This is a genomic window from Desulfocucumis palustris (assembly GCF_002933875.1).
GTDB classification, from domain to species: domain Bacteria; phylum Bacillota; class Desulfotomaculia; order Desulfotomaculales; family Desulfocucumaceae; genus Desulfocucumis; species Desulfocucumis palustris.
This window is the reverse complement of the sequence record NZ_BFAV01000104.1, coordinates 1-25,630: the sequence shown is the minus strand read 5'-3', so window position 1 is coordinate 25,630 and position 25,630 is coordinate 1. Positions and strand designations below refer to the sequence as shown.

The 25,630-nt window shown below is 50.4% G+C and carries 29 protein-coding genes and 1 pseudogene; 7 read left to right on the top strand and 23 right to left on the bottom strand.

All coding sequences use genetic code 11. The features are described 5' to 3' along the window. The first annotated feature begins 297 nt into the window (after positions 1–297). On the top strand, positions 298–1,131 hold the full coding sequence (locus DCCM_RS08060; RefSeq protein ID WP_104371909.1) for a copper amine oxidase N-terminal domain-containing protein: 834 nt from the start codon (positions 298–300) through the stop codon (positions 1,129–1,131). A gap of 112 nt (positions 1,132–1,243) precedes the next feature. On the opposite strand, the gene DCCM_RS08055 is transcribed toward DCCM_RS08060, so the two are convergent. From DCCM_RS08055 to rplS, 15 genes are all read right to left on the bottom strand, one after another. Beyond that, a complete protein-coding gene (locus DCCM_RS08055; RefSeq protein ID WP_104371908.1) occupies positions 1,244–2,674 on the bottom strand; it encodes an NADH-quinone oxidoreductase subunit N in 1,431 nt (476 codons plus the stop codon). Further along, complete coding sequence (locus tag DCCM_RS08050) at positions 2,675–4,192, bottom strand: complex I subunit 4 family protein (RefSeq protein ID WP_104371907.1); 1,518 nt, start codon at positions 4,190–4,192, stop codon at positions 2,675–2,677. It abuts the gene before it with no gap. After that, positions 4,193–6,136, bottom strand: coding sequence for an NADH-quinone oxidoreductase subunit L (gene nuoL, locus DCCM_RS08045; RefSeq protein ID WP_104371906.1), 1,944 nt, complete (start codon positions 6,134–6,136; stop codon positions 4,193–4,195). Between the two features lie 28 nt (positions 6,137–6,164). Further along, positions 6,165–6,488 carry an NADH-quinone oxidoreductase subunit NuoK gene (nuoK, locus tag DCCM_RS08040; protein ID WP_174705147.1) on the bottom strand — a complete coding sequence of 108 codons (324 nt, stop codon included), beginning with the start codon at positions 6,486–6,488 and terminating at the stop codon, positions 6,165–6,167. Beyond that, positions 6,466–7,002, bottom strand: coding sequence for an NADH-quinone oxidoreductase subunit J family protein (locus DCCM_RS08035; protein ID WP_373855407.1), 537 nt, complete (start codon positions 7,000–7,002; stop codon positions 6,466–6,468). Before DCCM_RS08035 ends, nuoK begins: the two co-directional genes overlap by 23 nt. 3 nt (positions 7,003–7,005) lie before the next feature. Continuing rightward, entirely contained in the window at positions 7,006–7,488 is a 483-nt protein-coding gene (locus tag DCCM_RS08030) for a 4Fe-4S binding protein (RefSeq protein WP_104371905.1), read from the bottom strand. 4 nt (positions 7,489–7,492) lie between these two features. Next, positions 7,493–8,545, bottom strand: coding sequence for an NADH-quinone oxidoreductase subunit NuoH (gene nuoH, locus DCCM_RS08025; protein ID WP_104371904.1), 1,053 nt, complete (start codon positions 8,543–8,545; stop codon positions 7,493–7,495). A gap of 59 nt (positions 8,546–8,604) precedes the next feature. Further along, positions 8,605–9,699: an NADH-quinone oxidoreductase subunit D gene (locus tag DCCM_RS08020; protein ID WP_104371903.1), complete on the bottom strand. Its 1,095-nt coding sequence runs from the start codon at positions 9,697–9,699 to the stop codon at positions 8,605–8,607. Positions 9,700–9,805: 106 nt separating this feature from the next. Next, the gene (locus tag DCCM_RS08015; RefSeq protein ID WP_174705146.1) at positions 9,806–10,264 is read right to left on the bottom strand and encodes an NADH-quinone oxidoreductase subunit C; all 459 of its coding nucleotides are present in this window, start codon (positions 10,262–10,264) and stop codon (positions 9,806–9,808) included. Further along, entirely contained in the window at positions 10,257–10,796 is a 540-nt protein-coding gene (locus tag DCCM_RS08010) for an NADH-quinone oxidoreductase subunit B (RefSeq protein WP_104371902.1), read from the bottom strand. Before DCCM_RS08010 ends, DCCM_RS08015 begins: the two co-directional genes overlap by 8 nt. After that, on the bottom strand, positions 10,787–11,143 hold the full coding sequence (locus DCCM_RS08005; protein WP_104371980.1) for an NADH-quinone oxidoreductase subunit A: 357 nt from the start codon (positions 11,141–11,143) through the stop codon (positions 10,787–10,789). Before DCCM_RS08005 ends, DCCM_RS08010 begins: the two co-directional genes overlap by 10 nt. A gap of 315 nt (positions 11,144–11,458) precedes the next feature. Further along, positions 11,459–12,241, bottom strand: a complete 783-nt coding sequence (gene rnhB / locus DCCM_RS08000; protein ID WP_104371901.1) for a ribonuclease HII — start codon at positions 12,239–12,241, stop codon at positions 11,459–11,461. A gap of 158 nt (positions 12,242–12,399) precedes the next feature. After that, complete coding sequence (gene ylqF / locus DCCM_RS07995; protein ID WP_104371900.1) at positions 12,400–13,242, bottom strand: ribosome biogenesis GTPase YlqF; 843 nt, start codon at positions 13,240–13,242, stop codon at positions 12,400–12,402. Between the two features lie 72 nt (positions 13,243–13,314). Further along, a complete protein-coding gene (gene lepB / locus DCCM_RS07990) occupies positions 13,315–13,860 on the bottom strand; it encodes a signal peptidase I (protein ID WP_104371979.1) in 546 nt (181 codons plus the stop codon). Between the two features lie 108 nt (positions 13,861–13,968). Beyond that, positions 13,969–14,316, bottom strand: coding sequence for a 50S ribosomal protein L19 (gene rplS, locus DCCM_RS07985; RefSeq protein ID WP_104371899.1), 348 nt, complete (start codon positions 14,314–14,316; stop codon positions 13,969–13,971). A 213-nt stretch (positions 14,317–14,529) separates the two neighbouring features. On the opposite strand from rplS, the gene DCCM_RS18310 reads away from it, so the two are divergent. After that, the gene (locus DCCM_RS18310) at positions 14,530–14,985 is read left to right on the top strand and encodes a hypothetical protein (protein ID WP_128739116.1); all 456 of its coding nucleotides are present in this window, start codon (positions 14,530–14,532) and stop codon (positions 14,983–14,985) included. Between the two features lie 163 nt (positions 14,986–15,148). Here DCCM_RS18310 and DCCM_RS19440 read toward each other — a convergent pair whose 3' ends face one another. From DCCM_RS19440 to DCCM_RS07950, 8 genes and pseudogenes are all read right to left on the bottom strand, one after another. Then, positions 15,149–15,283 (bottom strand): hypothetical protein, encoded by a 135-nt coding sequence (locus DCCM_RS19440; protein ID WP_269433742.1) that lies wholly within the window; start codon positions 15,281–15,283, stop codon positions 15,149–15,151. A 331-nt stretch (positions 15,284–15,614) separates the two neighbouring features. Further along, on the bottom strand, positions 15,615–16,589 hold the full coding sequence (locus DCCM_RS07975; RefSeq protein WP_104371897.1) for a sporulation protein: 975 nt from the start codon (positions 16,587–16,589) through the stop codon (positions 15,615–15,617). Between the two features lie 41 nt (positions 16,590–16,630). Continuing rightward, positions 16,631–16,915, bottom strand: a complete 285-nt coding sequence (locus DCCM_RS19215) for a MerR family transcriptional regulator (RefSeq protein WP_231702704.1) — start codon at positions 16,913–16,915, stop codon at positions 16,631–16,633. Positions 16,916–16,927: 12 nt separating this feature from the next. Further along, a pseudogene (locus tag DCCM_RS19210) lies at positions 16,928–17,020 on the bottom strand (MerR family transcriptional regulator); the annotation flags it as partial. 401 nt (positions 17,021–17,421) lie between these two features. After that, positions 17,422–17,907 carry an efflux RND transporter permease subunit gene (locus tag DCCM_RS07965; RefSeq protein ID WP_104371895.1) on the bottom strand — a complete coding sequence of 162 codons (486 nt, stop codon included), beginning with the start codon at positions 17,905–17,907 and terminating at the stop codon, positions 17,422–17,424. Positions 17,908–18,048: 141 nt separating this feature from the next. After that, the gene (locus DCCM_RS07960; RefSeq protein ID WP_104371894.1) at positions 18,049–19,833 is read right to left on the bottom strand and encodes an efflux RND transporter permease subunit; all 1,785 of its coding nucleotides are present in this window, start codon (positions 19,831–19,833) and stop codon (positions 18,049–18,051) included. Continuing rightward, entirely contained in the window at positions 19,834–20,853 is a 1,020-nt protein-coding gene (locus tag DCCM_RS07955; RefSeq protein ID WP_165792066.1) for an efflux RND transporter periplasmic adaptor subunit, read from the bottom strand. It lies immediately after the preceding gene. A gap of 446 nt (positions 20,854–21,299) precedes the next feature. Continuing rightward, complete coding sequence (locus DCCM_RS07950) at positions 21,300–21,884, bottom strand: TetR/AcrR family transcriptional regulator (RefSeq protein WP_104371892.1); 585 nt, start codon at positions 21,882–21,884, stop codon at positions 21,300–21,302. Between the two features lie 185 nt (positions 21,885–22,069). Here DCCM_RS07950 and tnpA point away from each other — a divergent pair, with 185 nt between their 5' ends. From tnpA to DCCM_RS07925, 5 genes are all read left to right on the top strand, one after another. After that, the gene (gene tnpA / locus DCCM_RS07945; protein WP_104371891.1) at positions 22,070–22,459 is read left to right on the top strand and encodes an IS66 family insertion sequence element accessory protein TnpA; all 390 of its coding nucleotides are present in this window, start codon (positions 22,070–22,072) and stop codon (positions 22,457–22,459) included. Continuing rightward, entirely contained in the window at positions 22,453–22,806 is a 354-nt protein-coding gene (gene tnpB / locus DCCM_RS07940; RefSeq protein ID WP_104371890.1) for an IS66 family insertion sequence element accessory protein TnpB, read from the top strand. The genes tnpA and tnpB overlap by 7 nt, the downstream gene beginning before the upstream one ends. Before the next feature lie 101 nt (positions 22,807–22,907). Next, positions 22,908–24,455 carry an IS66 family transposase gene (gene tnpC, locus DCCM_RS07935; RefSeq protein WP_104371889.1) on the top strand — a complete coding sequence of 516 codons (1,548 nt, stop codon included), beginning with the start codon at positions 22,908–22,910 and terminating at the stop codon, positions 24,453–24,455. Position 24,456: 1 nt separating this feature from the next. Continuing rightward, complete coding sequence (locus DCCM_RS07930; RefSeq protein WP_104371888.1) at positions 24,457–24,702, top strand: hypothetical protein; 246 nt, start codon at positions 24,457–24,459, stop codon at positions 24,700–24,702. 515 nt (positions 24,703–25,217) lie between these two features. Then, complete coding sequence (locus tag DCCM_RS07925; RefSeq protein WP_104371887.1) at positions 25,218–25,541, top strand: hypothetical protein; 324 nt, start codon at positions 25,218–25,220, stop codon at positions 25,539–25,541. Positions 25,542–25,630 lie beyond the last annotated feature (89 nt).

Sequence of the window (25,630 nt, the reverse complement as noted above, 5' to 3'; positions counted from 1 at the left end):
CTATTTTAAAGTCTATACCCGTCCGGCAATCCCCGAACGGGTTTTTTTATGATTTACAGGGGTTTTTTCATAATTTACAGGATTTTTACATAATTCATGAAACCCTTTTAAATACTTTGAATCCAACATTAAGTATATGCACTTTTCATAATTCATCATTGATTTTTTGCCCATTGTTGTATAATATAAATAAGTATGAAGAGCTTTAGCCAGCTAAAGCATTTTTATATTTGAAAGGGGGATAGTCAGTATAAATTGCAGTTGATTGCCATGTAAATAACTAAGGAGGAGAAAAGCATGAAAAAAACATTTATATTACTCTTTGTCATGGTAGCTCTACTTTTTAGCGTGACTATTGCTGCCGCAGCCGAGAATTCCCCGTCCATATTTATCAACGATAATCAGCTGGTTTCCGAAAACCCGGCAATGATTGAAAATGGAAGAACTTTAGTCCCGTTAAGAGCAATTTTTGAGGCTCTCAATCAAACAGTCAACTGGGATGCCCAAAGCCAGACTGTTACCTCAGGAAATATATCGCTGCAAATAAACAACCCGGTTGCAACGGTTAATGGCCAGGAAATCTCTTTGGACGTTCCGGCAAAGCTCATTGACGACAGGACTTACGTACCCCTCCGCTTCGTTGCTGAAAGCCTTGGCAAGGATGTAAATTGGGATGGCACCCTGTATAGAATAGACATCAAGGATAAACCGGCTGATACCCCAGCAACGGAAACCGATACTCCCGCAACCGAAAATGATACTCCCGCAACAGAAACCGATACCCCCGCAACTGAAAATGATACTCCCGCAGTGGAAAATGACAACCCCACCATCAACTTTGAATTTACAGATGCTTACTACGAGGAAGGCCAACTGAAGGTTGACGGCACCTTTGTTAACACAGGTGATGCGGACATAACCAAAATTGCCGCTATTAATGTGAAGGTTTTCATGACCAATGAACAGGGTGATGAGGTACAAGCTGCGGATCAAAGCTTTACTGATGTGGAATTAAACCTGGCCCCGGGAGCCTCAGGCGAATATACATTTACTTTTACAGATGTTCCGGAGGAATACGAGGAGCAAGCCACCGAATGGCGTACAGAAGTATCTTTCCCCACAGCTGAATAGAGACATCATAGCATTGTAGAATCTGTATTTAAAAGCCCCGCCGGTATCCGGCGGGGCTTTTAAATGTTTTACGTCATTTAGTTTTATTAATTGCTTATTTGCTGCCCGGCAATTAATGCACGAAGAAGGAATGTGCCGCGCTGTTTACTATTTCCGACAGGGGACCGGGGTAGACACCGATATACAGCGTGGCCAGCAGGGCCACCAGCAGCGTCAGGGTAACCGGGCCGCTTACCTGAATGGGGGCGCTGCCCTCCGGAGGATCGTCCCGGTACATCACCAGCACCACCCGCAGGTAATAGTACACGGACACCATGCTCATAACCATGCCGATGAAGGCCAGCCAGAGGTAATCATCAACGATGGTCTTGAACAGGTAAAATTTGCCGGCAAAGCCCGCCAGGGGAGGAATTCCCGCCATGGAGAGCAACACCGTCAGCATCACCGCGGCCATCAGCGGCGAGCGCTGGGCCAGTCCGGCATAGTCCTTGATTTCATCACTGCCGGTTTTATTATAAAAATAACCGGCCACTGTAAAGGCTCCCACTGTGGCGAACACATACAGGAAACCATAGAACATTACACCCTTTATACCGGCCTCGGAAGCAGTGACCAGACCCACCAGGATATAGCCTGCCTGGGCGATACTGGAGTAGGCCAGCATCCTTTTAATGTTGGTCTGGGGAATTGCCACCAGGTTGCCCACTATGATGGTAACCGCGGCCAGTATTGCCACCAGCATGGTCCAGTTGGCCCAGATGCCCGGCAGGGCCTCCACAAATATCCTGAGCAGCACCGCGAAGGAAGCCGCTTTGGAACCAACCGCCAGGAACGCGGTGACCGGGGTGGGGGCGCCTTCGTAAATATCCGGCGACCACATGTGGAAGGGCACCGCGGAGATTTTAAAGCCCAGGCCCGCCACCAGCATCACCAGGCCCAGCATCAGCGCCGGTGAAGGGTTTAAGGCAACCATCCGGCCAACCTCCGGAATCAATATGGAGCCGGTAACACCGTAAATCAGGCTGAGGCCGTACAGCAGCACCGCCGAGGACATTCCCGCCAGCAGCACGTACTTCATCCCGGCCTCCACCGATTTTGTCTCCATCCGGCGGAAGCAGACCAGAACGAAGAAGGCTATGGTCATAAGCTCAAGGCCAAGGTACAGAGTGATGAAATCACCGGCCGAGGCCATTACGCACATACCCAGGGTGGCGAACAGCATCATGCTGTAATATTCGCTCTGGTCACCCAGGTATTTATCCACATAGCGCATGGAACCCAGGGCCACCAGGAAAGCGGCCACCAGGAAGGTAATCTTGAAGAACATGGCGTAGCGGTCCACCACGAACATGCCCTCGTAAAGGGAGCCCTGGTTGTTCCAGCCCGCCACCACCAGGCCGATTACCGCCAGCAGGGATATGGTGGTAAACCAGCCCAGACCCTGCCTGGAGCCCTTGGGGATAATCAGCCCGAATATCAGCACCATCATTCCCAGGGCAGCCAGAGCTATTTCAGGTATTAGCAATGACAGATCTATTTGCATTTAGAATTTCCCCCCTATCTGCAGCACATCCTGAATCTGTGCCATCAGAGGCACCGCGCCGCTGTTAATCATATCAAACAACAGGGAGGGAAGCAGGCCGCCGGCCAGCAGCACGGTGCCCAGCACCACCAGGGGTACCAGTTCCGGGCCGCGGATATCCACCAGATGATCATATTCCGGCCTGGGAGGTCCGAACAGCGTGTTGGCTCCGGCCCTCAACACATACAGCGCGGTCAGTATTATACCCGCGATACCGGCCACGGCCAGTCCGCCGTACACCTGGAAGGAACCGATAAAGATGGTGAATTCCGGCATAAAGGTAACCAATCCGGGCAGTCCCAGGGAAGCCATACCTGCCAGCATGAAGGCCACCGCCAGACGCGGGGTCTGCCTGGCAAGACCGCCCAGGTCGGGAATCCAGCGGGTATGTGTCTTCTCGTAAATAAATCCTATGGTGGAGAAGAACAGTGCCGCCATCACGCCGTGACCGAACATGTTGGCCACCGCGCCGTTGATGCCTATAACGTTTAAGCAGGCAATGGCCAGCATGACGTAACCCATGTGACTGACCGAGGAATAACCGACAACATATTTCAGGTCCTTAACCGCCAGGGCTCCAAAGGCCGCGTAGGCCACCCCGGCCACGCCCAGCACCGCCATGTAGGGCGCCCAGAACTGGGCTCCAATGGGCAGGGTAACCAGGGCGATTTTAATCAAGCCGTAGCCGCCGATCTTTTTAAGAACACCGGCGTGGATCATGGACACAGCAGTGGGGGCGCCGGCATAACCGTCGGGGGACCAGGAGTGGAACGGCCACATGGAAATCAGTGAGCCGAAGCCGAACAGCATTAGCCCGAAGAGCCATATCTGATCAAACCGCCCCAGTTGTCTCCCCGCCTCGGCCAGCGCCGTAAAGCTCATGTCCGGCGCGCCCAGTATGCCCACCGATTTCATGAACAGCGCGATAACACCCACCAGCAGGAAAGCGGAGCCTATTAAAAGATATATGGTCAGCTTCATGGCGGCATATTCCTTGGTAACCCGCTTGGTGCTGCCCCAGATGATCACCATGATGTAGATGGGAATTACCACCACTTCGTAGAACAGCAGGAATATAAACAGGTCGTGGGCTATAAAGGTTCCCATAACCCCGGTTACCAGCACGCAGAAGAGTATGAAGAATTCCCGGGGACGGTTGTTTACATTCCAGGAGGCGAAAATAGCCGCAAATCCGATAAGGTTGGTCAGCAGCAGCATTGGCAGGCTGATGCCGTCCACTGCCATGAAATAGCTGACACCCAGGTCTTCAATCCAGGGAATCTTCTCCACAAACTGAAGACCTCCCAGTGCCTGGTCGTAAGCAAAATAGACATACAGCGAAAGGGCCAGGGACACGAAGGTGCCCACAGCCGCCACGCACTTGATCAGCTTGCCCTCATCCCGGGGAATGAACACCATGAGCAGGGCAGCGGCCACCGGAGCCAGCAGGATGGTGGTCAGTACAGGAAATCCACTCATCTATTTTACACCTCCCAGCATCAAACCGGCGGAAGACGGGTTGGTAAAGGCGAGTATCACGGCCACGGCCAGAACACCCAGGAAGAACACCAGGGCATAGTTCTGCAGACGGCCGGTCTGCGATATCCGCGCACCTTCACCGAACAGCCTGGTTACAGCAGCTATACCGTTTATGATGATGCCGTCCACAATGTAGATATCAAACAGGAAGAACAGCTTGGCGGCACCGTCGACGATGCTGTGGTTGAACCACAGGTATATCTCGTCAATATAGAACTTGTTATAAGAAAGGGTGTGCAGGGCGCGGTATTTATCCGCCAGGGCGTGGGCCTTGGCTCTGGCTTTGTCCACGTAGTACAACTGGTAAGCCAGGAAAATACCGGCTCCGGCCAGAATCACCGAGCCCAGCATAACCATATAGTTGGGTTCAGCATGATGCGCTTCGTGGAACCAGATCCAGTTGGCCCAGTTGATATCCCAGGGAGTCCAGGGAGTGCCAACCAGGCCGCCCACGGTGGCCAGGAAGGCCAGCACAACCAGCGGAGCGGTCATGAAAACCGGAGACTCGTGAGGGTGATTCTCGGGCTTCTCGTCGCCGAAGAAGGCCAGGAAAATCAGCCGCCACATGTAGAAGGCGGTCATAAAGGCGGTAATGGCCCCCATGGCAAACAGTACATAATGACCGCTGTTGAAAGCCATGGACAGAATTTCATCCTTGCTCCAGAACCCTGCAAAGGGAGGAATACCGGCTATGGCCAGCCCGCCGATTACAAAGGTCCAGCCGGTGACGGGCATTTTTTTGATAAGTCCGCCCATCTCCCACACATCAGCCTTATGGTGCAGGGCGTGCAGCACGGAGCCCGCGCCCAGGAACATCAGGGCCTTGAAGAAAGCGTGGGTCCACAGGTGGAACATGGAAGCGGTGAGGCTTCCCACACCCAGGGCCAGCATCATGTAACCCAGCTGACTGACCGTTGAGTAAGCCAGTATCCGCTTGATTTCACGCTGGGTAAGGGCGATGGAGGCCGCGAAAAGCGCGGTGAAAGCGCCGGTAACGGCAACCAGTTCCATGGCCGCGGGAACCTGGCTGAAGAGGAACATGGTCCGGCCCACCAGGTAAACACCGGCAACCACCATGGTGGCCGCGTGGATCAGGGCGCTGACCGGGGTGGGACCTTCCATGGCGTCCGGCAGCCACACGTGCAGCGGAAACTGGCCGGACTTGCCTATGGGACCTATGAAAACCAGCACGGCTATCAGGGTCAGCACGCCCGCCGTGGTGTATTCCTGGAAGTGGTGAATCTTTTCGGACAATTCCACCATGTCCAGGGTGCCGAAAACGATTTGCAGGGACAGCAGGCCCAACAGCAGGCCAAAGTCCGCCACCCGGCAGGTGACGAAGGCCTTTTTGGCCGCTTCCCTGGCGGATATCTTATGGGTATAGAAGCCGATCAACAGGTACGAGCACAGGCCCACCAGCTCCCAGGCCACGAACATCTGCAGCAGGTTGCTGGAGATAACCAGCAGGAGCATGGAGGAGGCGAACAGGGACAAATAGGAGAAGAACACCGAAAAACCGGGATCTCCCTCCATATAGCCCACGGAATAAATCTGAATAAGTGACGCCACCAATGAAACCATGAATATCATCATGGCCGAGGTGGGGTCCAGTTGTACCCCTACATTAACCACCAGATCCGGCGCCCCGGGCAATCCCAGGGAGAACCAGCGGGCAGCGTAAACCAGGGGTTTTTCGGTAAACTCATGGTTGGTGAATATCCCGTAAGCAGCCAGGGTGGCTATCACGCATGAGGAAACCATGCAGGCGATGGACACCAGGGCGCTTAACTTTTGCCACGGCCGCGTCAAGAGAACTATTATGACGAAGGACAGGGCAGGCAGAAGAGGCACCAGCCATGCATGCTGCATCGCAAATTCTACCATCTCGGTTCAGCACCTACCTTCATATATTCTACCACTTGAGCCAGTCGAACTCGTCCAAGTTCACGGACAGCCTGTTGCGGTAGATGGCTATGATAATGGCCAGTCCTATCCCCACCTCGGCCGCAGCCACGGTGATTACGAATATGGCGAAAATCTGGCCGATGAAATCACCGGGGGTAACATATTTACTGATGGCGATAAAATTAATGTTCACCGCGTTTAGCATCAGCTCAATGCAAATCAGCACTGAAATGGCGTTCTTCTTTACCAGCACCCCAAACAGTCCGATGCCGAACAATATCGCCGAAAGCACAAGATAGTGGGTGAGGCTAACGCTCAGAGTCAGTTGCATCAACCGTCACCTCCTTGGCCAGTATGATAGCGCCGATCAATGCCACCAGCAGGAGCAGGGCCGCCACTTCAAAGGGAATTACATACTTGCTTAACAGCAGGGTGGCTATGTTGTCCACTGTCTCCGCAGGCACCTCGTTAGGGCTTAACAGCCACTGGGTCCTGGCGGAAAGGGCGCCGCACAGCACTATTACCAGGGCCACCACCCCGCCGGCTATTTTGGTCTGGCCGTTAAAAAGGTTGGAATGTCCCATGTCGGACCGGCGGATCAGCATGATACCGAAAACCACCATGATACAAACGGCGCCGGCATACACCATCACCTGCACGGCTGCCAGGAAGTCGGCGTCCAGGGTCAGGAACAGCCCGGCCATGGCAACGAAACAAACCGCCAGCCAGAGCACCGAGTGAACAATGTTTCTCACGCAAACCACCAGCAGGGCCGATACGACTATATGGGCTGCCAGCACATAAAAGGCAACTGCCATCCAGTTAATGCTATCCACTAATCCCATTTATCAACCCTCCTCGCCTTTGGCCTTGGCCTTAGCGGCGGCAGCCTGGGCAGCAGCGGCCTTGGCAGCCTCCTCCGCCTCCGCGGCAGCTATCTCTTCCGGCGTGGGAGCGGGGCGGTCAACCAGCGTAAGGCGCACCTTGTCCCGGAAGTACTGGTTCATATCAATAACACTGCTGAACTTGAGGGCATCCTTGTTGCAGGCTTCCACGCAATAGCCGCAGAAAAGGCAGTACTCAATGCGCATAACGTATTTCAACAGTATCTGCTTTTTGCCCAGCTTGGTCTTCTCCAGTTGAATCACCTTGTTGGGGCAGGCGTTGGCGCACAGCCCGCAGGCGATACACTTGTCCTGATCCAGTTCAAACCGGCCGTGGTACCTCGGAGACATAACAATTTTCTTGTCAGGATACTCCACGGTAACCTTTTTTCTAAAAAGCCAGCCCCAGGTAATTTCCAGGCCCTTGATCAATCCTTTTCCGAACATTCAATCACCACCCTATCGCCCGGTAGATGTACATGCCAACGCCGGTAACGAAAATGTTGGCTAAGCAAAGGGGTATCAGCACCTTCCAGCCGAATCCCATCAGCTGGTCAACCCGAAGACGCGGGTAGGTCCAGCGAACCCACATGAAAATGAAGATCATTACGTACATCTTCAGGAAGAACCATAACCAGGAAGGAATAAAGGTCAGGCCAAAGGGAGCCAGCCAGCCTCCCAGAAAAGCCACGGTGCACATGGCGGAAATGAGCATGACACTGGCATACTCGGTCAGGAAGAACATGGCGAAGCCCATGCCGCTGTACTCCGTATAGGGACCGGCGATAATTTCCGACTCACCTTCCACCAGGCAGAAGGGAGTGCGGTTGGTTTCCGCAAGACCGGCCACAAAATAAATCAGGAAAGCCAGCGGCTGCGTGAATATAAACCAGACATTTTCCTGGGCGTATACTATCTCCGACATGTTCAGGGTACCGGTTAGCATGACCACGCCCAGCAGCGCCAGCACCAGGGGCAATTCGTAACTCACCATCTGGGCCACCACCCGCATGGCGCCCACCAGGGAGTATTTATTGTTGGAAGCCCAGCCGCCTGCCCATAAGATGATGGATGTCAGTGATGCCACGGCGGCAAAATAAAACAATCCGATGTTCATATCGATGGCCGCCATGTTCTCCCCAAAGGGAAGCACGGCATAAATCATAAAGGGCGGAACAAAGATGAGAACCGGTGCAAGGATATACGGAACTATATCCCAATACTTGTTCCAGGTAAATTCCTTGGAAAGCAGTTTGCCTATGTCTGCGGCGGTTTGCAACAGCCCTTTGGGTCCGACCCGGTTGGGGCCGATACGGCACTGGACGTAGGCCGCGACTTTGCGCTCCATGTACACCAGCCAGAGGGCGTTAACCAGAATGAATACCAGGATAGCCACCAGTTTGACCACCATCAGAATGACGTCATTCCACAGCACGGGTACACCGGCGCCATCCAGCAGGCCACTTAACCCTGAGGCTATACCTGTAAAAATATTTTCACCCATGCCTCTTCTCCCCTTTTCGAAATCCGACGCGCTATATTCGGATGTCGAAATGTTTTAGTTTAGCAGTCCACCTCTCCCAGTACGATGTCTATGCTGCCCAAGATTGCAATTACGTCGGCTATTTTCCAGCCTTCGCAGAGCTTGCCCAGGTATCCCAGGTTGATAAACGAGGGGCGGCGGAAGTGTACCCGGTAAGGTTTCGGACTGCCGTCGCTGACCACGTAGGCCCCAAAGAGACCCTTGGAACTCTCGATTTCGGCGTAGGCGTCGCCCGCCGGCGGCTTGAGTACCTTGGGCACTTTGGCCATGATAGGTCCTTCGGGCAGTTGCTCCAGCGCCTGCTCAACAATCCTCAGGGACTGGCGCATTTCCAAAATTCTTATACGGTACCGGTCGAAACAGTCTCCGTTGCAGCCCAGGGGAACTTCAAAGTCAAAACGGTCGTAAACACTGTAAGGACGGGCCTTGCGCATGTCATAGTTTATACCGCTGCCCCTCAATACAGGGCCGCTAAGGCTGTAATTAATTGCCGCTTCCGGGGTAATTACGCCAACTTTCTTGGTGCGGACCTGGAAGATTTCATTGCCGGTAATCAGTCCGTCGTATTCGTCGCAACAGGATGGGAATTTTTCAATAAATTTTTTCACCGCCGGGAAAAACTCCGCCGGGAAATCTTCTGCCACGCCGCCTATCCGGAAATAGCTGAAGGTCATGCGGGAACCGGAGATCATTTCCAGCATGTCCAGAATATCTTCCCTGTCGCGGAAAGTATAAATAAATCCCGTCAGCCCGCCTATATCACCGGCGTAAGCCCCGGTGGCTATCAGGTGGCTGGCGATCCGGGAAAGCTCGCCCACAATAACCCGGATATATTCAGCCCGCTCGGGCACCTCTATACCCATGAGTTTTTCCACCGCGGCCACATAACCCCAGTTCATCAGCATACCGGCCATGTAGTCCATTCTGTCGGTATAGGGTATGACCTGGGCGTATGTCCTGGCCTCGGCCAGCTTTTCAATACCCCGGTGCAGGTAACCCGGCACTGGAGTGGCCTTTACCACCGTCTCACCATCCAGTTCCAGCACAATCTGGAACACACCGTGGGTACTGGGGTGCTGGGGACCGAGGTTCAGGGTATAGGTTTGTGTTTTCATTTACCACACCTCGTTTCGGTCGTCAGTTATTAGTCGCCGGATAATCACACCGCCGGTGGTCGGCCGCCCGGTGATGCCCGGACATGCGCTTTCCGGCTTCCGGCGACTATTCCCTGCCACCCTCCCACTTAAAGTCCTTGCGCAGCGGGTGCCCATTGAAGGTATCCAGGAGTAAAATCCGGGTTGGATGGCCGGGATAATCCGTAAAGTTTATCCCCATCAGATCGTATGTTTCCCGCTCCTGCCAGTTGGCCCCGCCCCACAGGGGGCACAGGGATGGGACGGAAGGATTGTCCTTGTCGGTTAATTTCACTTTTACCATCAGGTCGAAGCCGTTGGTAATGGAAATTAGGTTGTATACGGTCTCAAAATGGTCGTTGTATTCCGCCGCGGTAAGATTGGTCAGCAAATCCAGGGCATAATCCGGATTTTCCTTGACCTCGCTCATAAAGGGAATCAAGTCGTCCGCGGATACAATTACCATCTGGTTCTCCTGCACTTCAATATTGGGGAATTTCTCCAACAGCGCCTGCATCAATTCGGCTGGTAATTGAAAATTAGCCACGGATCTGATTCACCACCTTCGGGTCGAGAATCTTTTGTTTAATCATCAAAAAGGCTTCAATAACCGCCTCGGGCCTGGGCGGACATCCGGGAATATAGGCGTCCACCGGAATTAATTTGTCCACACCGGGCACCACGTGATAGGAGTCCACGAAGGGACCGCCGGATATGGCGCAGCTTCCCATGGCAATAACCCACTTGGGCTCGGCCATCTGTTCATAAAGACGGGCCACAAAGGGAGCAGCCTTGTGGGTAACGGTACCACACACCAGCATTACATCCGCCTGGCGGGGTGATCCCCGCATAACCTCATAGCCGAACCGGGATATGTCGAAACGGGCCATGTTGGTAGCCATCAGACCTTCAATGGCGCAGCAGGCCAGTCCGAAACCAAAGGGCCACAGGGAATGGGCCCTGGCCAGGTTAAAAACCTTCTCCAGGGGAGCAATATGGACCAGGCGTTTTACCTCATTAACAACCACCGGATCATTTGTAAGTTTTTCAACCGGGTGGGTGTCCTTCGTTACTTCCATTCTAACGCTCCTTCCTTCCAGGCGTACCACAATCCCACTATTAGGATGAAGATAAAGATAATCATTTCAATAAATGCAAATAATCCCAGGCTCTGGAACTTAACAGCCCAGGGATACAGGTAGATTGTTTCAACGTCAAATATTACAAACAAAAGGGCGTACAAAAAATAGCCGGTCTTAAACTGTACCCAGGTGGGACCGACTGTGTCCACACCGCACTCATAAACCTCCTGCTTAGTTTCAGTTCTGCGGTACGGGTGAAACAAAAAACTGGTAACAATACCTCCTGCTCCAAACACTACACCAATGGCCAGGAATAAAAAGACAGCACCCCAGTCAGAAAGCACATTTCCCCCCTCCTTTCCATTTAATTTTAAAATCCACAAAGAGTTTCGGACCCCGGTTGCCGGTAAACCGCCCTTAAGGGCAATCTCCGCCAAAAAGAGCCGCTTTGTGGTCTAATTTAATCTTTGCATAATGATTATTATATAGGAAGCCGGTTAATTAGTAGAGGAACAAAAATTAGCACGTCGACCAGATATAAGTGAGCCCCGGGTTTCTCCACATAATGTTCGTCCCCAGCCTTCGGGGACAGGCCGCACAGGCCGTTAGCCACAAACGTATAATTAGTTTCACCACCAGAGGCTTCAGGCGGTAACCTGTTAGTCAGGTAAACAGTTTTTTACGGGCGCGAAACCTTCCCGGTGCAGGGGAGAAGGGCCGAACCGGCGCAGGGCCTCCAGATGTTCCGCAGTGCCGTATCCTTTGTGGCGGTGAAAACCGTATTCCGGATATAGATGGTGGCAAAGCTCCATCAGATTGTCCCTGGCCACCTTGGCCAGGATGGATGCCGCGGCAATGGAGGCGCAAAGACCGTCTCCGCCCACCACCGGTGTCTCGGGCATATCAAGCCCGGTTTGGCAGCGGCCGTCCACCAAAATGTGGTCCGGCTTAAAGGCCAGCCCCAGAACCGCCCGCCGCATGGCCAGCAGCGAAGCCTGGTGTATGTTTAAATCATTAATCTCACTTACCGTAGACACACCAATAGCCCAGGCCTTCGACAACTTTTTAATATCAGCGGCCAGGGCTTCCCTCTTTACCGGAGTTAATTGTTTGGAGTCGTTAAGACCGGGCATTCTCACCCCGGGCGGCAGGATAACGGCCGCGGCCATTACAGGCCCCGCCAGGGGACCCCGTCCGGCTTCATCCACACCGGCCACCGAGGATATTCCCAGCCTCCCCAAGGCATCCTCATATTGGAAAAGACGGTTAAGGCGGGCCTCCTCTTCCAATATTCTTTGACGCCTTTTTTCATATTGCAAATAAAGCTGCCTCACTCCGGCCCTGGCATCCCGCTCCATGGCCCGCAGCATTTCTTCCTCCGGGCCGTCGGGACCTTTCGCCATCCGTTTAATCTCGGCAACAGTAAGGGATGCAATATCCAAAAATCAACCTCCGGCAATAATGTCAAGTATTAAATTTTTCGAGATGAAAGGACAAATCCCTGCCCCGAATGCAAATATTTTTTAGGTGAACGGTTTTTTGAGAGGTGAAAAGTAAGTCACAGTGAGTCGGGGGACGGTTCTTTGACTCACCGCCGTTCCTATGGCAAATCCAGCGTAAAACGCCCCAGGCGGGCTTCCCGGAACTCCTTCAACAGATTTACAGCGCTCTTTAATGTGTCCACCACCATACCCGATTGGAACAACCCTCTCTTGCCGCCCAGCAATTCCAGCAAAACCACGGGGTCCCCGGGCAGTTCCCCCTCAATTCCATAACGCTCCCGGAGTGCCCGGGGGTGGTTTGCGGCCAGCCAATCAAGTAATTTTAGCGCCACTTCCTCGATATTGAAAACCTCTTCTTTGATGGCTCCGGTCACAGCCAGTTTATAGGCCACTTCCGGATCCTCAAATTTGGGCCAGAGAATTCCCGGAGTGTCCAGCAAGTCCATACCGCCAATACGTATCCACTGCCGTCCTTTGGTTACCCCGGGCTTGTTTCCCGTGCGGGCCGCCCGCTGACCCACCAGCCTGTTGATAAAAAAAGACTTACCCACATTGGGTATGCCCACAATCATGCAGCGGGGCGACCGGGGCAGCCGGCCCGCAGTTCCCAGGGATATGGTTTTTTCTCCGGCCTGCTGTTTTACCAGGGCGGGAACCTTTTTAATACCGCCGCCCCTCACCGAATCCACGGCTACGGCGGCAAAACCCAGGGCTCTGTAATGATCTTCCCATTTCCGGGTTAAAGCGGGATCAGCCAGATCGGCTTTATTCAAAACCACAACCCGGGGTTTTTTGCCGGATATCTCAGCCAGCATGGGATTGCGGCTGCTGGCGGGAATCCTGGCATCAACCAGTTCAATTACCACGTCCACCAGCTTTAAATTTTCCTGTACCAGCCGCCTGGCCTTGGCCATGTGGCCTGGAAACCACTGGATACTCACTTGCTTCGGATAACCTCCGTTACTTATTGTATGAGCAACATAACGGTATTATTTCCCACCGGGAAGACTAATCTACTTCCCGTCACTTATTATTCTCATATGCTGGAGCGGCCAATAAAGCACAACAGCTTTGCCGATAACCAGTTCTTTGGGCAAAAAACCCCATGTCCTGCTGTCGTCGCTATTGTTGCGGTTATCTCCCATCATGAAATAGCTTCCCTCGGGCACCTGCTCCGGACCATAATCTCCTTTCATTACCAGGCCCTCGGGCAGATATTTCTCCGGAACCAGCTTGTTGTTGATATAAAGCTTGTTGTCCCGGATTTCCACGGTATCCCCGCCCTTGGCGATCAGCCGCTTGACAAAATCCCTTTTGGTGTCCTTCGGATATTTAAACACAACGATATCTCCCTGCTCCGGCTGGTGCAAACGGTAGGATATTTTGCTTACGATAATGCGGTCGTTAATCATCAGGGTAGGCTCCATGGAACCTGACGGAATGTAGAAAGGCTGCAGCACAAACATTCTGATCAGCACCGCCAGCACGACGGCAATAATCAGCGACTCGACAATCTCTCTTAAAGGGGATTTCTTTGCAGGTGCGCGGCCATTACCCATTTGCTCCAATTATGCCACCTCCAGGTGCAATCAGTAGAATTAACCACTTTTTGAAATTTTCCCAAAAGCCAAAAAGGGACTGATATACAGTCCCTTTAACCGCTTTATTTATTTCCTGCCCTTTTCACGAATACGCGCCGCCTTACCGCGCAGACCCCGCAGATAATACAACCTTGCCCGGCGTACGCGGCCTTTCCTGATAACCTCAATTTTATCTATTTTCGGAGTGTTTACAGGGAATGTTCTTTCCACCCCGACACCGTATGACACGCGCCTTACGGTAAAGGTTTCGCCAAGGCCTCCGCCCCGGCGCCTGATTACAACACCCTCAAAAACCTGAATTCTTTCCCTGGTGCCCTCTATAACTTTCACATGCACCTTTACGGTATCACCCGGCTGAAAATCAGGGATGTCCTTTTTCAGCTGCTCCTGTTCCAGCGATTGTATAAGATTCATATATGTACCCCCTTCCCTAAGACGTTCATACCTTGTTCAGTCAAGATAGCGGACCGCCCGTAATCCAACAGAGGTAATTATACCATGAAATTATCGGCAGCGCAATAAAACTCATTTTATCCATAATAATACCATAAAAGCATTCCAGGAATAATTACCGGGTAAAGATAAAAGATAATATTAACTTTATTTTAAACCATCAGGGTGATGTTTTTGGGGTGGCTCATTTACGGAATACTGGCCTGGCTGACGGCGCTAATTATAATTCCTTTGCGGGAATGGAAAAAATTATGGCCCGCGGGAATAATTGCCATGTCAATTTTATATGCCATCGATTCCACCCTTGCAGGGCTTGGGGCGTTTCAATTCACCCACAGTGACGTGAAGGTTTCCGGGCTTCCGGTCCCGTACTGGCTGAGCTATTTTCCCGGAGGGATTGTGTTTGTCTATTATTGTCCCCCAATACGCTGGTGGAAATTAATTTACATACTATCAGCTGCGGCAATTCTCCTGGCGCTGGAACTTATAATGCTGAGGCTGGGATATTTCCACCATTTGAACTGGAACCCGTTCAAATCATACATTCTAAACGCAGGCGGTTTCATAGCGACGTTATGGCTGACGCAATGGCTGGGAATTACAAACAGGCGTGTAAAAAATACGCCATAAAACAAAACTCCCCGGCACGCCTGAAACAGCGCCGGTCCCGGGCCATGCGGCAAACATACCGGCCCGCGCCGGAAATTGAGCCGGCCACAAAACGGCTATAAACCACTAAACCCAAACCGTTTACAGGTTTGGGTTTCCGAGCGGGGTGGTTTTTCCTCACATTTTATTTCTGGCAATAACCGCCGCCATAGGGCATGGAGAAGACCAGCAGAATCAGTATCAAGAATAGAATAAAGCTGCCGTCAAAAGAGGGATATCCACCCTGAACACCAGCGCCGCCTCCAAATCCAAATCCCATACTCTAACCCCCTCAAGTTTCATTCCAAACCCAATATATTCAAATGGGGCCGGGTATGCCATTGACAAATTAATGGTAAATTTTGTTTAAATTCTAAGGCTGCCATGTCCCCTTTTTCTCTCTTTACCTGTTTAGGTGATAAGGAAAGCCCTCTTTACAACTCCCCGTTGTCATAATTTACCCGTTTTTTTTCATCTGCCTTTAAGCATTGTCTGCTATTCTTCAGGTGTACGCTTTAGAATGGTCGTGCAGGGGAGGCTTAGCTGATGCCTCCCGATTTTTTTGGAGGAATAAAATAGTTATGCCCCGAAAGAAAAGACTCCTTTATCCATCAGAAAAGGTCATCTCCACCAAAGTCGTCAAAACCTAAATCAAATCCGCCGCCATCACCCTCTTCGCCACCGGCTGCGTCCGCGCCCTCCGCACCTTCATTTTCAGCACCGTCAAACAAGCTGCCCAGCACGGCCGCGCCAAGCAAGCCCGCCACCATGCCCCCCATAAAGCCGCCAAATCCCGGTCTGCCGTGGCCATGCTGGTGACCCTGATAGTTATGGTAAGCCGGTATGTTATTGGGTCCCTGGGCAGCAACCAGCTTCAATTCGTTCTCAATAAATTCCCTAATATACCCGGCCACCTTTTCCACGGACTCACCGGCCAATATACCGGGAGGTATTGCCAGTTCCGTATGGTGTTTCGCCGGAATCATGTGACCGCCGGCAACGCCAAGCTCCAGAAACATCTTAATATTCTGCTCCTCACGGAAAAACTTGACACCAAGTCCCTTTAATTTATCCTCAAATAACCCCGTGGGGTAGTAATCAAATTCCTGGCCATATTTTTCTATTTTCCCCGAGCCTATCTTTTCTCTGAATCCCAAGGCGCTCAGAGCATCCATTATTAATGCCATATCCTTACCCGGCATAACCGTAAATGCATCCGTGTCACCTGTGTCCACGGCCCTTGCAATGTCCATTCTGGTCAACAAATAATAGGCCACGGAGCCCTTTGAAACGGGATAATGAAAGGGCAGGTAATGCTCAAACGGGACTTCCCGGGTTTCTTTCGCTTTTACATAAAAGTTGCGGGCAACTTTTATGGTTTCCACAGTTTTGGAAAATTGTTTACCCCTAATGTTGAATTTCATTACCAGGTCAACATCAAGGGTGTTAATTTCCTGGTCGACATTTCCACCTTCGACAATTATCCGGCCTTTTAACGGCTCCCCGATGTGGTATTGCTCTTTGTCCAGCACCAGGTTAACCTTTGAGGAGCCCACACCCAGGCTGGCCATAAGTCTTTTAAACATGGATTCCCAATCATTCCTTTCACCGTTTATTCCAAATCAATCTACATCATCGGCATTATCTCATTAATGTAAATTATCAGCGTTTGTGCCAAGGCCATACTTTGCAGCAAAATTTGCTTTGACAACGCCGCGGTCTGGTTCGCATCCAGATTGGCAACAGCGGGCTGCAGTTGCGCAAGCTGGCTTTCCAGCTGTTTGAGCTGTTCCTTTATAAAATCGGCGTTTATTGTCCCTCTGCTTATTTCCTTACCCTTCTCCGGCAAATGGCCGTCCAGGAGGTTTAGCCTTTCCCTTATTTCCTCCAGGGTAAACCTTTGTGTTTTCATAGCTTCAATCAACTTCAGCCTGACCAGGGCATCGTCGGAATAGTACCTGTATTTGCTCTCAGACCTGACAGGACTTAACAAGCCAAGGTTGGTATAGTAGTCGATTGTCCTTCTGCTAACCCCGGCAAGCTCCGCAATTTCTCCGATTTTATATTTCTTTAATTCCCCAATGGAATCACCTCACCTCTCCTATATTATATAAACTGCCCCGCAAACTGTACAGTTAAACGTTGAGGAGGGTCAGGCCCTTAACTTATTAACTTATTCTTTCGTTTACCGTTTATATATTTGAATGCCGCCACATGGGAAACCCCTATGCAACCGGCTATCTCAATTGATGAATACCCCTGCCCCCATGCCGATTTTGCATAAGAGATCTTCGCTGGCAGCAACCTTCCAAACCCCGCTCCGCACTTTACAATCTCAAATTCCTCCTGGCTAACGCCGGTGTCATTCAGTATTTCATTCAGTGGCTTCCTGTTCCCATTAATTGTGATTATTCATAATTATATTAGGTATACAATTAATGTTATCTCATCCATCGCCACAGAAGCTTCAGCAGCCTTTTTACGGTTTACGCTTTCCACCAGTAAATATACATTTGGCACAATAAAAAGTGTAAGTACGGTGGAAAATATCACGCCGCTAACTATACTGATGGCAATGGGGCGGTTCAGACTGCTGCCAAGGATTGCCATTGGAAGCAAGCCAAACACCGCGGTTGCCGAGGTCAATAAAATGGGCCGCATCCTTACCTTGCCGGCCTGCCGGATGGCATCGCGCAGGGACATTCCTTCCCGGCGCCCAATTTCAATGAAATCCACCAGCACTATGCCGTTCCGCACCACAATTCCGGACAGGCTAACTATTCCCAGTAAAGCCATGAAACCCAGCGGCGTGCCCGTGATAAACAGTCCCAGCATGGCTCCGGACAGAGCCAGATAAATCGAAAGGAAAACAATAGCCGGCTTGGTAAGAGAGTAAAACTGCATGGCGATTCACCAAGCGGTCAGTATCAATATTGTTTCCCCTGGTTACCACTACCAATTGAGACACATTGTCCCCCTGTTCAAAAGGAGCTTCGTTATAATAGAATTTTAGCGCCTGTTGGCCTACATAAGTGAACACTCCTTTTACCCCGGGTTTCTCAGCGGCTCTCTCGGATACATCCCGGGCCACCGCCTCGGTCTGATAGAGGCTGTAACCCTTGGGGTGACAATATCTATAACGAATTCCTCTCTTTCCGCGTAGGGAAAAAGTTGAACGCCGATCAGGGGCAGCAGCGAAAATGCGCCTACACTGAGCAGCAATGCCACTGCCACAGTGAGAACCGGACGTTTCATGGAAGCTGTGAGCCTGCCCTCATACCACAAGCTCAGGCGCTCCAGAGCCGGACTAAGCAAACCGGTCCCAAATCCCCCCGGTCTGGCCGGGGTCTCTGCTCTGCCTCGTTTTAACAGCCAAAAACGCATGGTTGGGGTCAGCCATAGTGAAGTAACCATGGATGCCAGCATGGTTACCGAAACCACCACCGGCAGAGAATAAACGAACCTTCCTATGTCTCCGGGTATGAGCATTAAAGGAGCAAAGGCCGAAACCGTCGCAACCGTTGCGGTCAGTATGGGAACAGCCACTTCCCTGGTGCCGCCGAGGCAGGCGTTGTATGCCGCGGCCCCCGCCGCCAGGTGTCGTTCGATATTGTCGTTCACCACTATGGCATCGTCCACCAGTATACCAAGAGCGATTATCAAGGCCGCTATGGTTACCTGGTGGAGGCTGACCCCAGCCAAAGAAAGAGGACCGAACCCGACTGCGGCGGATATTGGAATGGATAGGGCAACTATGATAGCTGTGAGCCAGTTCAGGCCCAGCAGACAAACCATAAGAACCGCCACCATTCCGATTAATAGCTCTCTCCAGAGATCCCCAAACTTTTTTTGCACGCTTTCCGACTGGTTTAAAAAAACTACCGGCTCCACTCCAGGGGGCAAATCCCCCTTTAGCTGGTCAATACTGGATTGTATATCCTTCTCCACCGAGGAAACCGAGTATCCTTCCTTAGTAAATACAGCAATGGCCACACTGGGTTTCCCGTTGGTTTCCACCAGAACGTTGGCCCGGGCAGGAGACTTTTCCACCTTGGCCACGTCTTTTACCTTAACAGCAGCCCCGCCAGGCGGCTGGTAGATAATTGTTTCCCTTATATCTTCAAGGGAGCGGTACTCTCCCGAGGACTCAACCCAAAAGCCCATTTTCCCTTCCCGTAAAATGCCGCCGGGGATGCTGACGTTTCTTTTTTCCAGGGAGTCGGCCACATGAGTCCAACTGAGCCGGCGGACAGACAGGGCGGCTGGATCCAGGATAACCTGCACCTGCTCGTCGGGCAGACCTTTCACCTCAACCCTTTCAACCCCGGACACCTGTTTAATGGTGTCCTCCCAGTGGTCCACGGTCTCCTTTAGTGAAGCCGGATCTTCTCCCTGTGGCACGGTGAGGTGCATTATCATAAAGCTGGTTTTGTTCAAATCATCCTGTACTTCCGGGGTATCCGCCCCGGAGGGGAGCTGCGCACTGGCCTCGGTTACCTTTTGCCGCAGCTTATCCCAGCTTTTATCCTGATCAGCATTATCGTTGAGCTTTACTATTATGCTTGACACGCCATTATAGGAACTGGATTCTATGGTTTTGACATCCTCCAGTTCTTTTATCTTTTCCTCCAGAGGCTTGGTTATCAGGGCTTCCACCTGATCAGGCGCTGCCCCGGGGTAAAGGGTCAATACCCGGGCGGTGCTTATTTTAAATTGGGGGTCTTCGTATCTGGGCATGGCTAAAAACCCCGACACACCCGCAATAATCAGCAATATAAAGAGTACTACGGTTATTTTCCGGTACTTCAGCCCGGCTCCGATAATCTCCACCTATTTCACCTCCACGGTATCCCCGTCCCGGAGGTCCTCGGGCATTAATACGGCAATCCGGGCGCCTGGTTCCAGGCCGGAAACAACCTCAATCCGGTCTCCGGCCACAGTACCCAGCTTTATAGCCTGCTGCCGAACCACCGTGCCGGACGGAGCCAATACAAACACGTACTCAAGATCCTCGCCACGGCTTACCACCGATTTAAGCGGTATCCACAGGCCGGTTCTGGTTCTCACCCGGCGTTCCACATTTACCACCTCACCCGGCCTCAAAACCTGTCCGGGGTTTTCCGCTTTCAACTCCACTCTGAATGAGCCGGTCTGACCCTCGGCCCCGGGGCTCACCTTATGTATTTTAACCTTAATTTTATCGGTATCGCCGGTATTGGTGCTCACAGGAATTCCCCCGGTGGAGATCCACGCATCAGCTCCTTCCGCCCAATTTTCTATCTGGTTGGCCGGCGCCGTTACCACCACCTTTACCGGGTTGAGCTGTGCCAGCACAAGTACGGGAGTTCCGGCATCCACCATTTCGCCGCGATTGGCTGTCTTTTTAAGGACCTTTCCCTGAAAAGTTGATGTCAGCACACAGTGCTTAACCATCAATTCAGCCTGTTTTAAGGAACTGCCTGCCTGACCCGCCTTGGCCTGGGCGGCTCTGAAAGCCAACTGGGCATCCTCCAGGGTTTTTTGCGAGATGGCATTTGAGGTAAAAAGCTTTTCATAGCGCTCCAGGTCCAGCTTGCATCGATCCATTTCCACTGTGGCAAGCTCCAGCTGATAACGGGCGGCTTCCATTTGCGCCTGGTAGTCGGATTCATCCAGCCGGGCCAGTATCTGACCCGCGGTCACCACGGAGCCTTCCTCCGCCGGACCTTCAATTATCTTCCCGGCTACCTGGAAGGACAGTTTGGCCTCCTCCCCCGGCTCAACCATTCCAGTGGTCTGCAGATTGTAGGCGGTGTCAGATTGCCGGATTTCTTCCACAGTAACCACAGGAACGGACTTTTCCTTATTCACCACCTGCTTTTGGCAACCCTGGACAAGAACCAGCAACGTTATGAATAACAGGAATAACACCGCTTTTTTATTGGAATTTGTGCTGAGGCGCTTAATACTAATCTCCTCCCCTATTTTGGTGTTATACTGGGTTGTTCGCTGTTTAAACAAGCTTATAAAACCATTGAAAAAACTATTGTAATCCTGCCGGTACAAATTTAATGGAATTTTCCATTATGCTTATAAATAAACAATTTTTATATTTTCGCCTTCAAAAGATTGTCATTTTTGCGAACATTGATTACACCTCCATATAAAAGCACTTCTTAACCGGCGCATTTTGTTATATTTTGTTAATTGATTAATAATAAATAAATATTTATTCATTATTTTTTAAAAAAATATCTTGATGGTTTCTTGCATATTCCTGTCTTGTTACTAATAGAAAAAAATAACCTTTTACTTTTTTATTTAAATGCATTAACACATATCTGCGCTACCCTTTTTACTTCTCCCTCCGTAAATTTTTTATTTCCATCCAATTCAAGTGAAAAGGACAAATATCTAAAAGGAATTGTAAAAGAAACAGTTAATAGTTCAGCAGCTTTTGTTTGAGGGTTAATCTCACCAGTTCTCAGCCCTAATTGAATGCATTTCTCTGCTACTTCCAATATGTTTTTATAGTTTTCCTTCTTTTCTTTCGCAGGGATTTTTAAATCCATTACCACAGATGCTTTAAACTTCGCAAGTAATGGTTCTTCATTTGCTTTCATAAAAAGCCTTTTTATTGTTTTATACCCTACTTCATATAGTGTGGCAGAAGAACCAATATCCAACATAAAGCTTTTAACGATTATATCCATTTCCGAATCTACCAGCTCCTGCACCAGTTCCTCCTTAGAGCTGTAATATCTATATAAGTAACCGGGGGACACACCGGCTTTCTCGCTAATCGAAGCAATAGACATTCCAGAATAACCATGTTCTATTAAGCCTTCCATTATTGCTTTTTTAATATTTTCCATTTTTTCAGGTTCAGCAATTCTTGCCACGTTTTCTCCCTCCCAAGATAATAAATAAATATTTATTCATTTATTATCTTAGACTTTTTTCCTTTTTGAGTGTAAGCGACAAACTCTATGTCACATAGATTGACCCATAAAAAGCTGATACACTGACTACGGAAAACTTGAAAAACCACAAGTGGGAAATCAAGACAAACAGGAGTATCAGCAGCATGAATACAAGAGAAATTGCGGGGGAGTGTCGGCTGGCGCATTGGACGCAGATAATACGCAGGAGAAGCGAGAGCGGCCTCAGCATTAAAGCGTTCTGCGCAAGTGAGGGAGTCCACGAGAACATTTACTACTACTGGCAGCGGAAACTGCGGGAAGCGGTCTGTGAGCAGATGACGGAAATTCGAACCGGGCATACACAGACAGGCTTGATCCCACCGGGCTTTGCTGAATTGAAAATTGCAGAAGAACATGAGCGGCTACCGGTTCAGGAAAATGGCGGACAAGGGGAAATCCGCATTGATCTTGCAGGAATGCGGATCACTGCGGACAGCGGGTATCCGGCAGAGAAAATAGCCGTACTGCTTGCGGCGCTTAAACGGTCATGCTGAGCTTCTCCGGTAAGCGGGTGTTTCTCGCTTGCGGTCAGACAGATATGCGCAAGAATATCAACAGACTCGCTGCCATTGTAGAAGGCAGCTTCAAACTTGACCCGTTTGACGGGGCGGTGTTTGTGTTCTGCAATAGGAGCCGGGATCGCGTTAAGATACTGGAATGGGACGGCGATGGATTCTGGCTGTATTTCAAGCGCCTGGAGAAAGGACATTTCCGATGGCCGGGGTCTGGAGGGGAGCAGACCCTTACGCTTACGGACGAGGAGTTGTCCATCCTTTTAGGCGGGACGAGAGTGGAATTGAAATTAAGACGGGAGGAACTGATTGGGAGGAGGATCACATAGCTAAAAACGACACGGAATACCAACCCGAAAAGCAGGGCAAAAAAACCCGCAAAGTCTTGAAAGCTCTGGGTTTTTAAGGCTTTTTGTGCTACAATTAATGTATGGAAAATGTTGCGAACTGGGCTGAAATAGTGGCGAAAAAAGACGCTCGCATAGCTGAACTTGAGATGCTCGTAAAATTTTACGAGGAACAGTTCCGACTGTCTAAGCACCACCAGTTTGGACCATCAAGCGAAAAGGGCGATTCACCTGAGCAACTCAGTCTGTTTGACGAGGCGGAAAATCTAGCAGATTTACAGAAATCTGAGCCTGAACTCGAAGAGATTACATATATCCGCCGCAAACGTATCGGCAAAAGGAAAGATGATTTATCAGCGCTGCCGGTGGAGACGGTAGAATATAAACTGCCGGTAGAAGAGCAGGTCTGCCCGGAATGCGGCGGAGCACTGCATGAAATGGGTCACCATACCCGCCGGGAGCTTGCGGTTATTCCAGCCCAGATCAAAATCATAGAACACAGACGTGCAGTATATTCCTGCCGAAGCTGCGAAAGAAACGGCGACCATGTGCCGATCATGAAGGCCGCCATGCCCGAACCGCTGATCAGCGGAAGTTTAGCTTCCCCATCAGCTGTGGCTCACATCATGACGCATAAATATGTCATGCATGCGCCCCTATACAGACAAGAGCAGGACTGGAAAAGGCAGGACGTGTCACTGAGCCGTCAGACGATGGCCAACTGGATCATTCGCTGTAGCGAGGATTGGCTGTCACCGGTTTATGAGCGGCTGAAAGCCCTGCTGCTTACGCAGGATGTCCTCCATGCAGACGAAACGACCGTGCAGGTTCTTCGGGAGCCTGGCAAGACTGCCGTCTCAAGCAGTTATATGTGGCTGTACAGGACAAGCGGAGATACAAGTGGGCAGATTGTTCTGTTTGAATATCAGCCAAGCCGGTCAAGCACTCATCCGAAGCAGTTTTTAAAGAGTTTCAAGGGATTCCTGCACACGGACGGCTACGCTGCCTATCATAAGCTACCTGAAATCACCGTTGTAGGTTGTTGGGTTCATATGCGGCGTAAATTCGAGGACGCCCTCAAAGCTGTTCCGCATTCTGAAAGGATTGCATCGTCGGCAAACGATGCAATTATGCGCATCGGTCCGCTTTTCCATCTGGAAGAACAGTGGAAAAGCCTCGGCCCTGAAGAACGGCATGAACTCAGACTAGAAAAATCCAAGCCTCAGGCAGAGGCTTTTTTCGAGTGGCTTCAGACGCTGAATGTCCTACCTAAAACCGCAATGGGAAAAGCTGTGAATTATGCCCTGGAGCAGCGCAGATGGTTAATGAATGTCTATCTTGACGGACGTACTGAACTTTCGAACAACCGGGCTGAGAATGCCGTGCGCCCTTTCGCATTGGGCCGCAAAAATTGGCTGTTCTGCAATACTGTCAAAGGTGCTGTGTCAAGCTCAATAGTCTATTCGATCATAGAGACCGCCAAAGCAAACAGATTGAAGCCGTTTGAGTATCTGGAATTTCTGCTTGAAGCCGTTCCATCCGTATCGGTCGGGGAATTGGATGCTCTATTGCCGTGGGGTAGGGCTGTCCCGGAAAAATGCCGGATGCTGATGAAAAAGGATAATGCCTGAAATGCAAAAGAACACCGCATCTGAATTTATGATGACCTTTGTTCAGGAATATCTGGACGGAAAGCGCAGCCGCTTGGATTTCGATCTTGATTTCAGCCATTATCTAATGAAGCATTATGCGAAGATGGACCGTGAAAATCCCGATCTAGCTGAATGCTTTAATTTTTACCTCGCTGAGGAAGGCTTTGACCAGGCGGAAGGACTGTCAGATGACCGGCACAGGAAGTTAATTCAAAAAGCAGTTTAATAAATTCAAAGCAGCTCTGCGTGATGGATTTTTCTCCTGAGATGGTTCAACAAACTACACCTCCCCCTTTCATCTATTCCCGATCACTTTTCTATATGTTAGCATATCCGGGGTATTGAACCATATGTGACGTAGAGTTTGTCGCTTACTTTTGAGTCAATACAGTTGAACTTTGCCTAATAAAAATGTTCAGCAAAACACATGAAATAAAAATTAAAAAATAGCAGCTCACTGAAAATCCAAAAGCTGCCATCAAAGACCACTCTATCCAAACCCTTTGAAGCAATAATAAATACTACCTTCATTATAAAATTTAATAGAATAGATTGCATGCTACCGCAAAAAGCACGGGTATTACCCTGGGGTTATTCAGGACGATTAATTTTCCCATGTTATTAACCAATTGTTAAGCAGACGTAAAGGCAATTTAAAATTTTACAACATATTTCGACATATATTGACCAATTATTTATTAGTGATAGAATTATTAGAAAACGTGGCTGGGAGGAACCTTTGTGCTTAATATATTTAAAAAAGATAGGAGTTATATATTACCTGAACATCAACAGGCGACTGCAAATGAAAATGTCGGCAACATTCCGGCAGGCGTCCCCGACCTTGGTATTCTACCCGATAATCTGTACACGGACATTGAAATGGCCGAAGCTTTTGGTGATATGTTATTTAAATTATTTGACCACAAAAATTATATAGCTCTGGTCGATAATAAATCCAATGTAATCAAAGTATGGGACTACCCTGTGTTCAAATTTAACCTTAAGAAAGGGGCTATAATGCCGGAAGGCTCAATTTCCTCTATAGTTTTAGCCTCGGTGTGACTGCTTACGGAAACTGGCGATAAAGGAAACAGCGCCATTGCCGGTAACCAATATTTAATTGAGAAGTAGGAAATATGGCAATCGGAGCA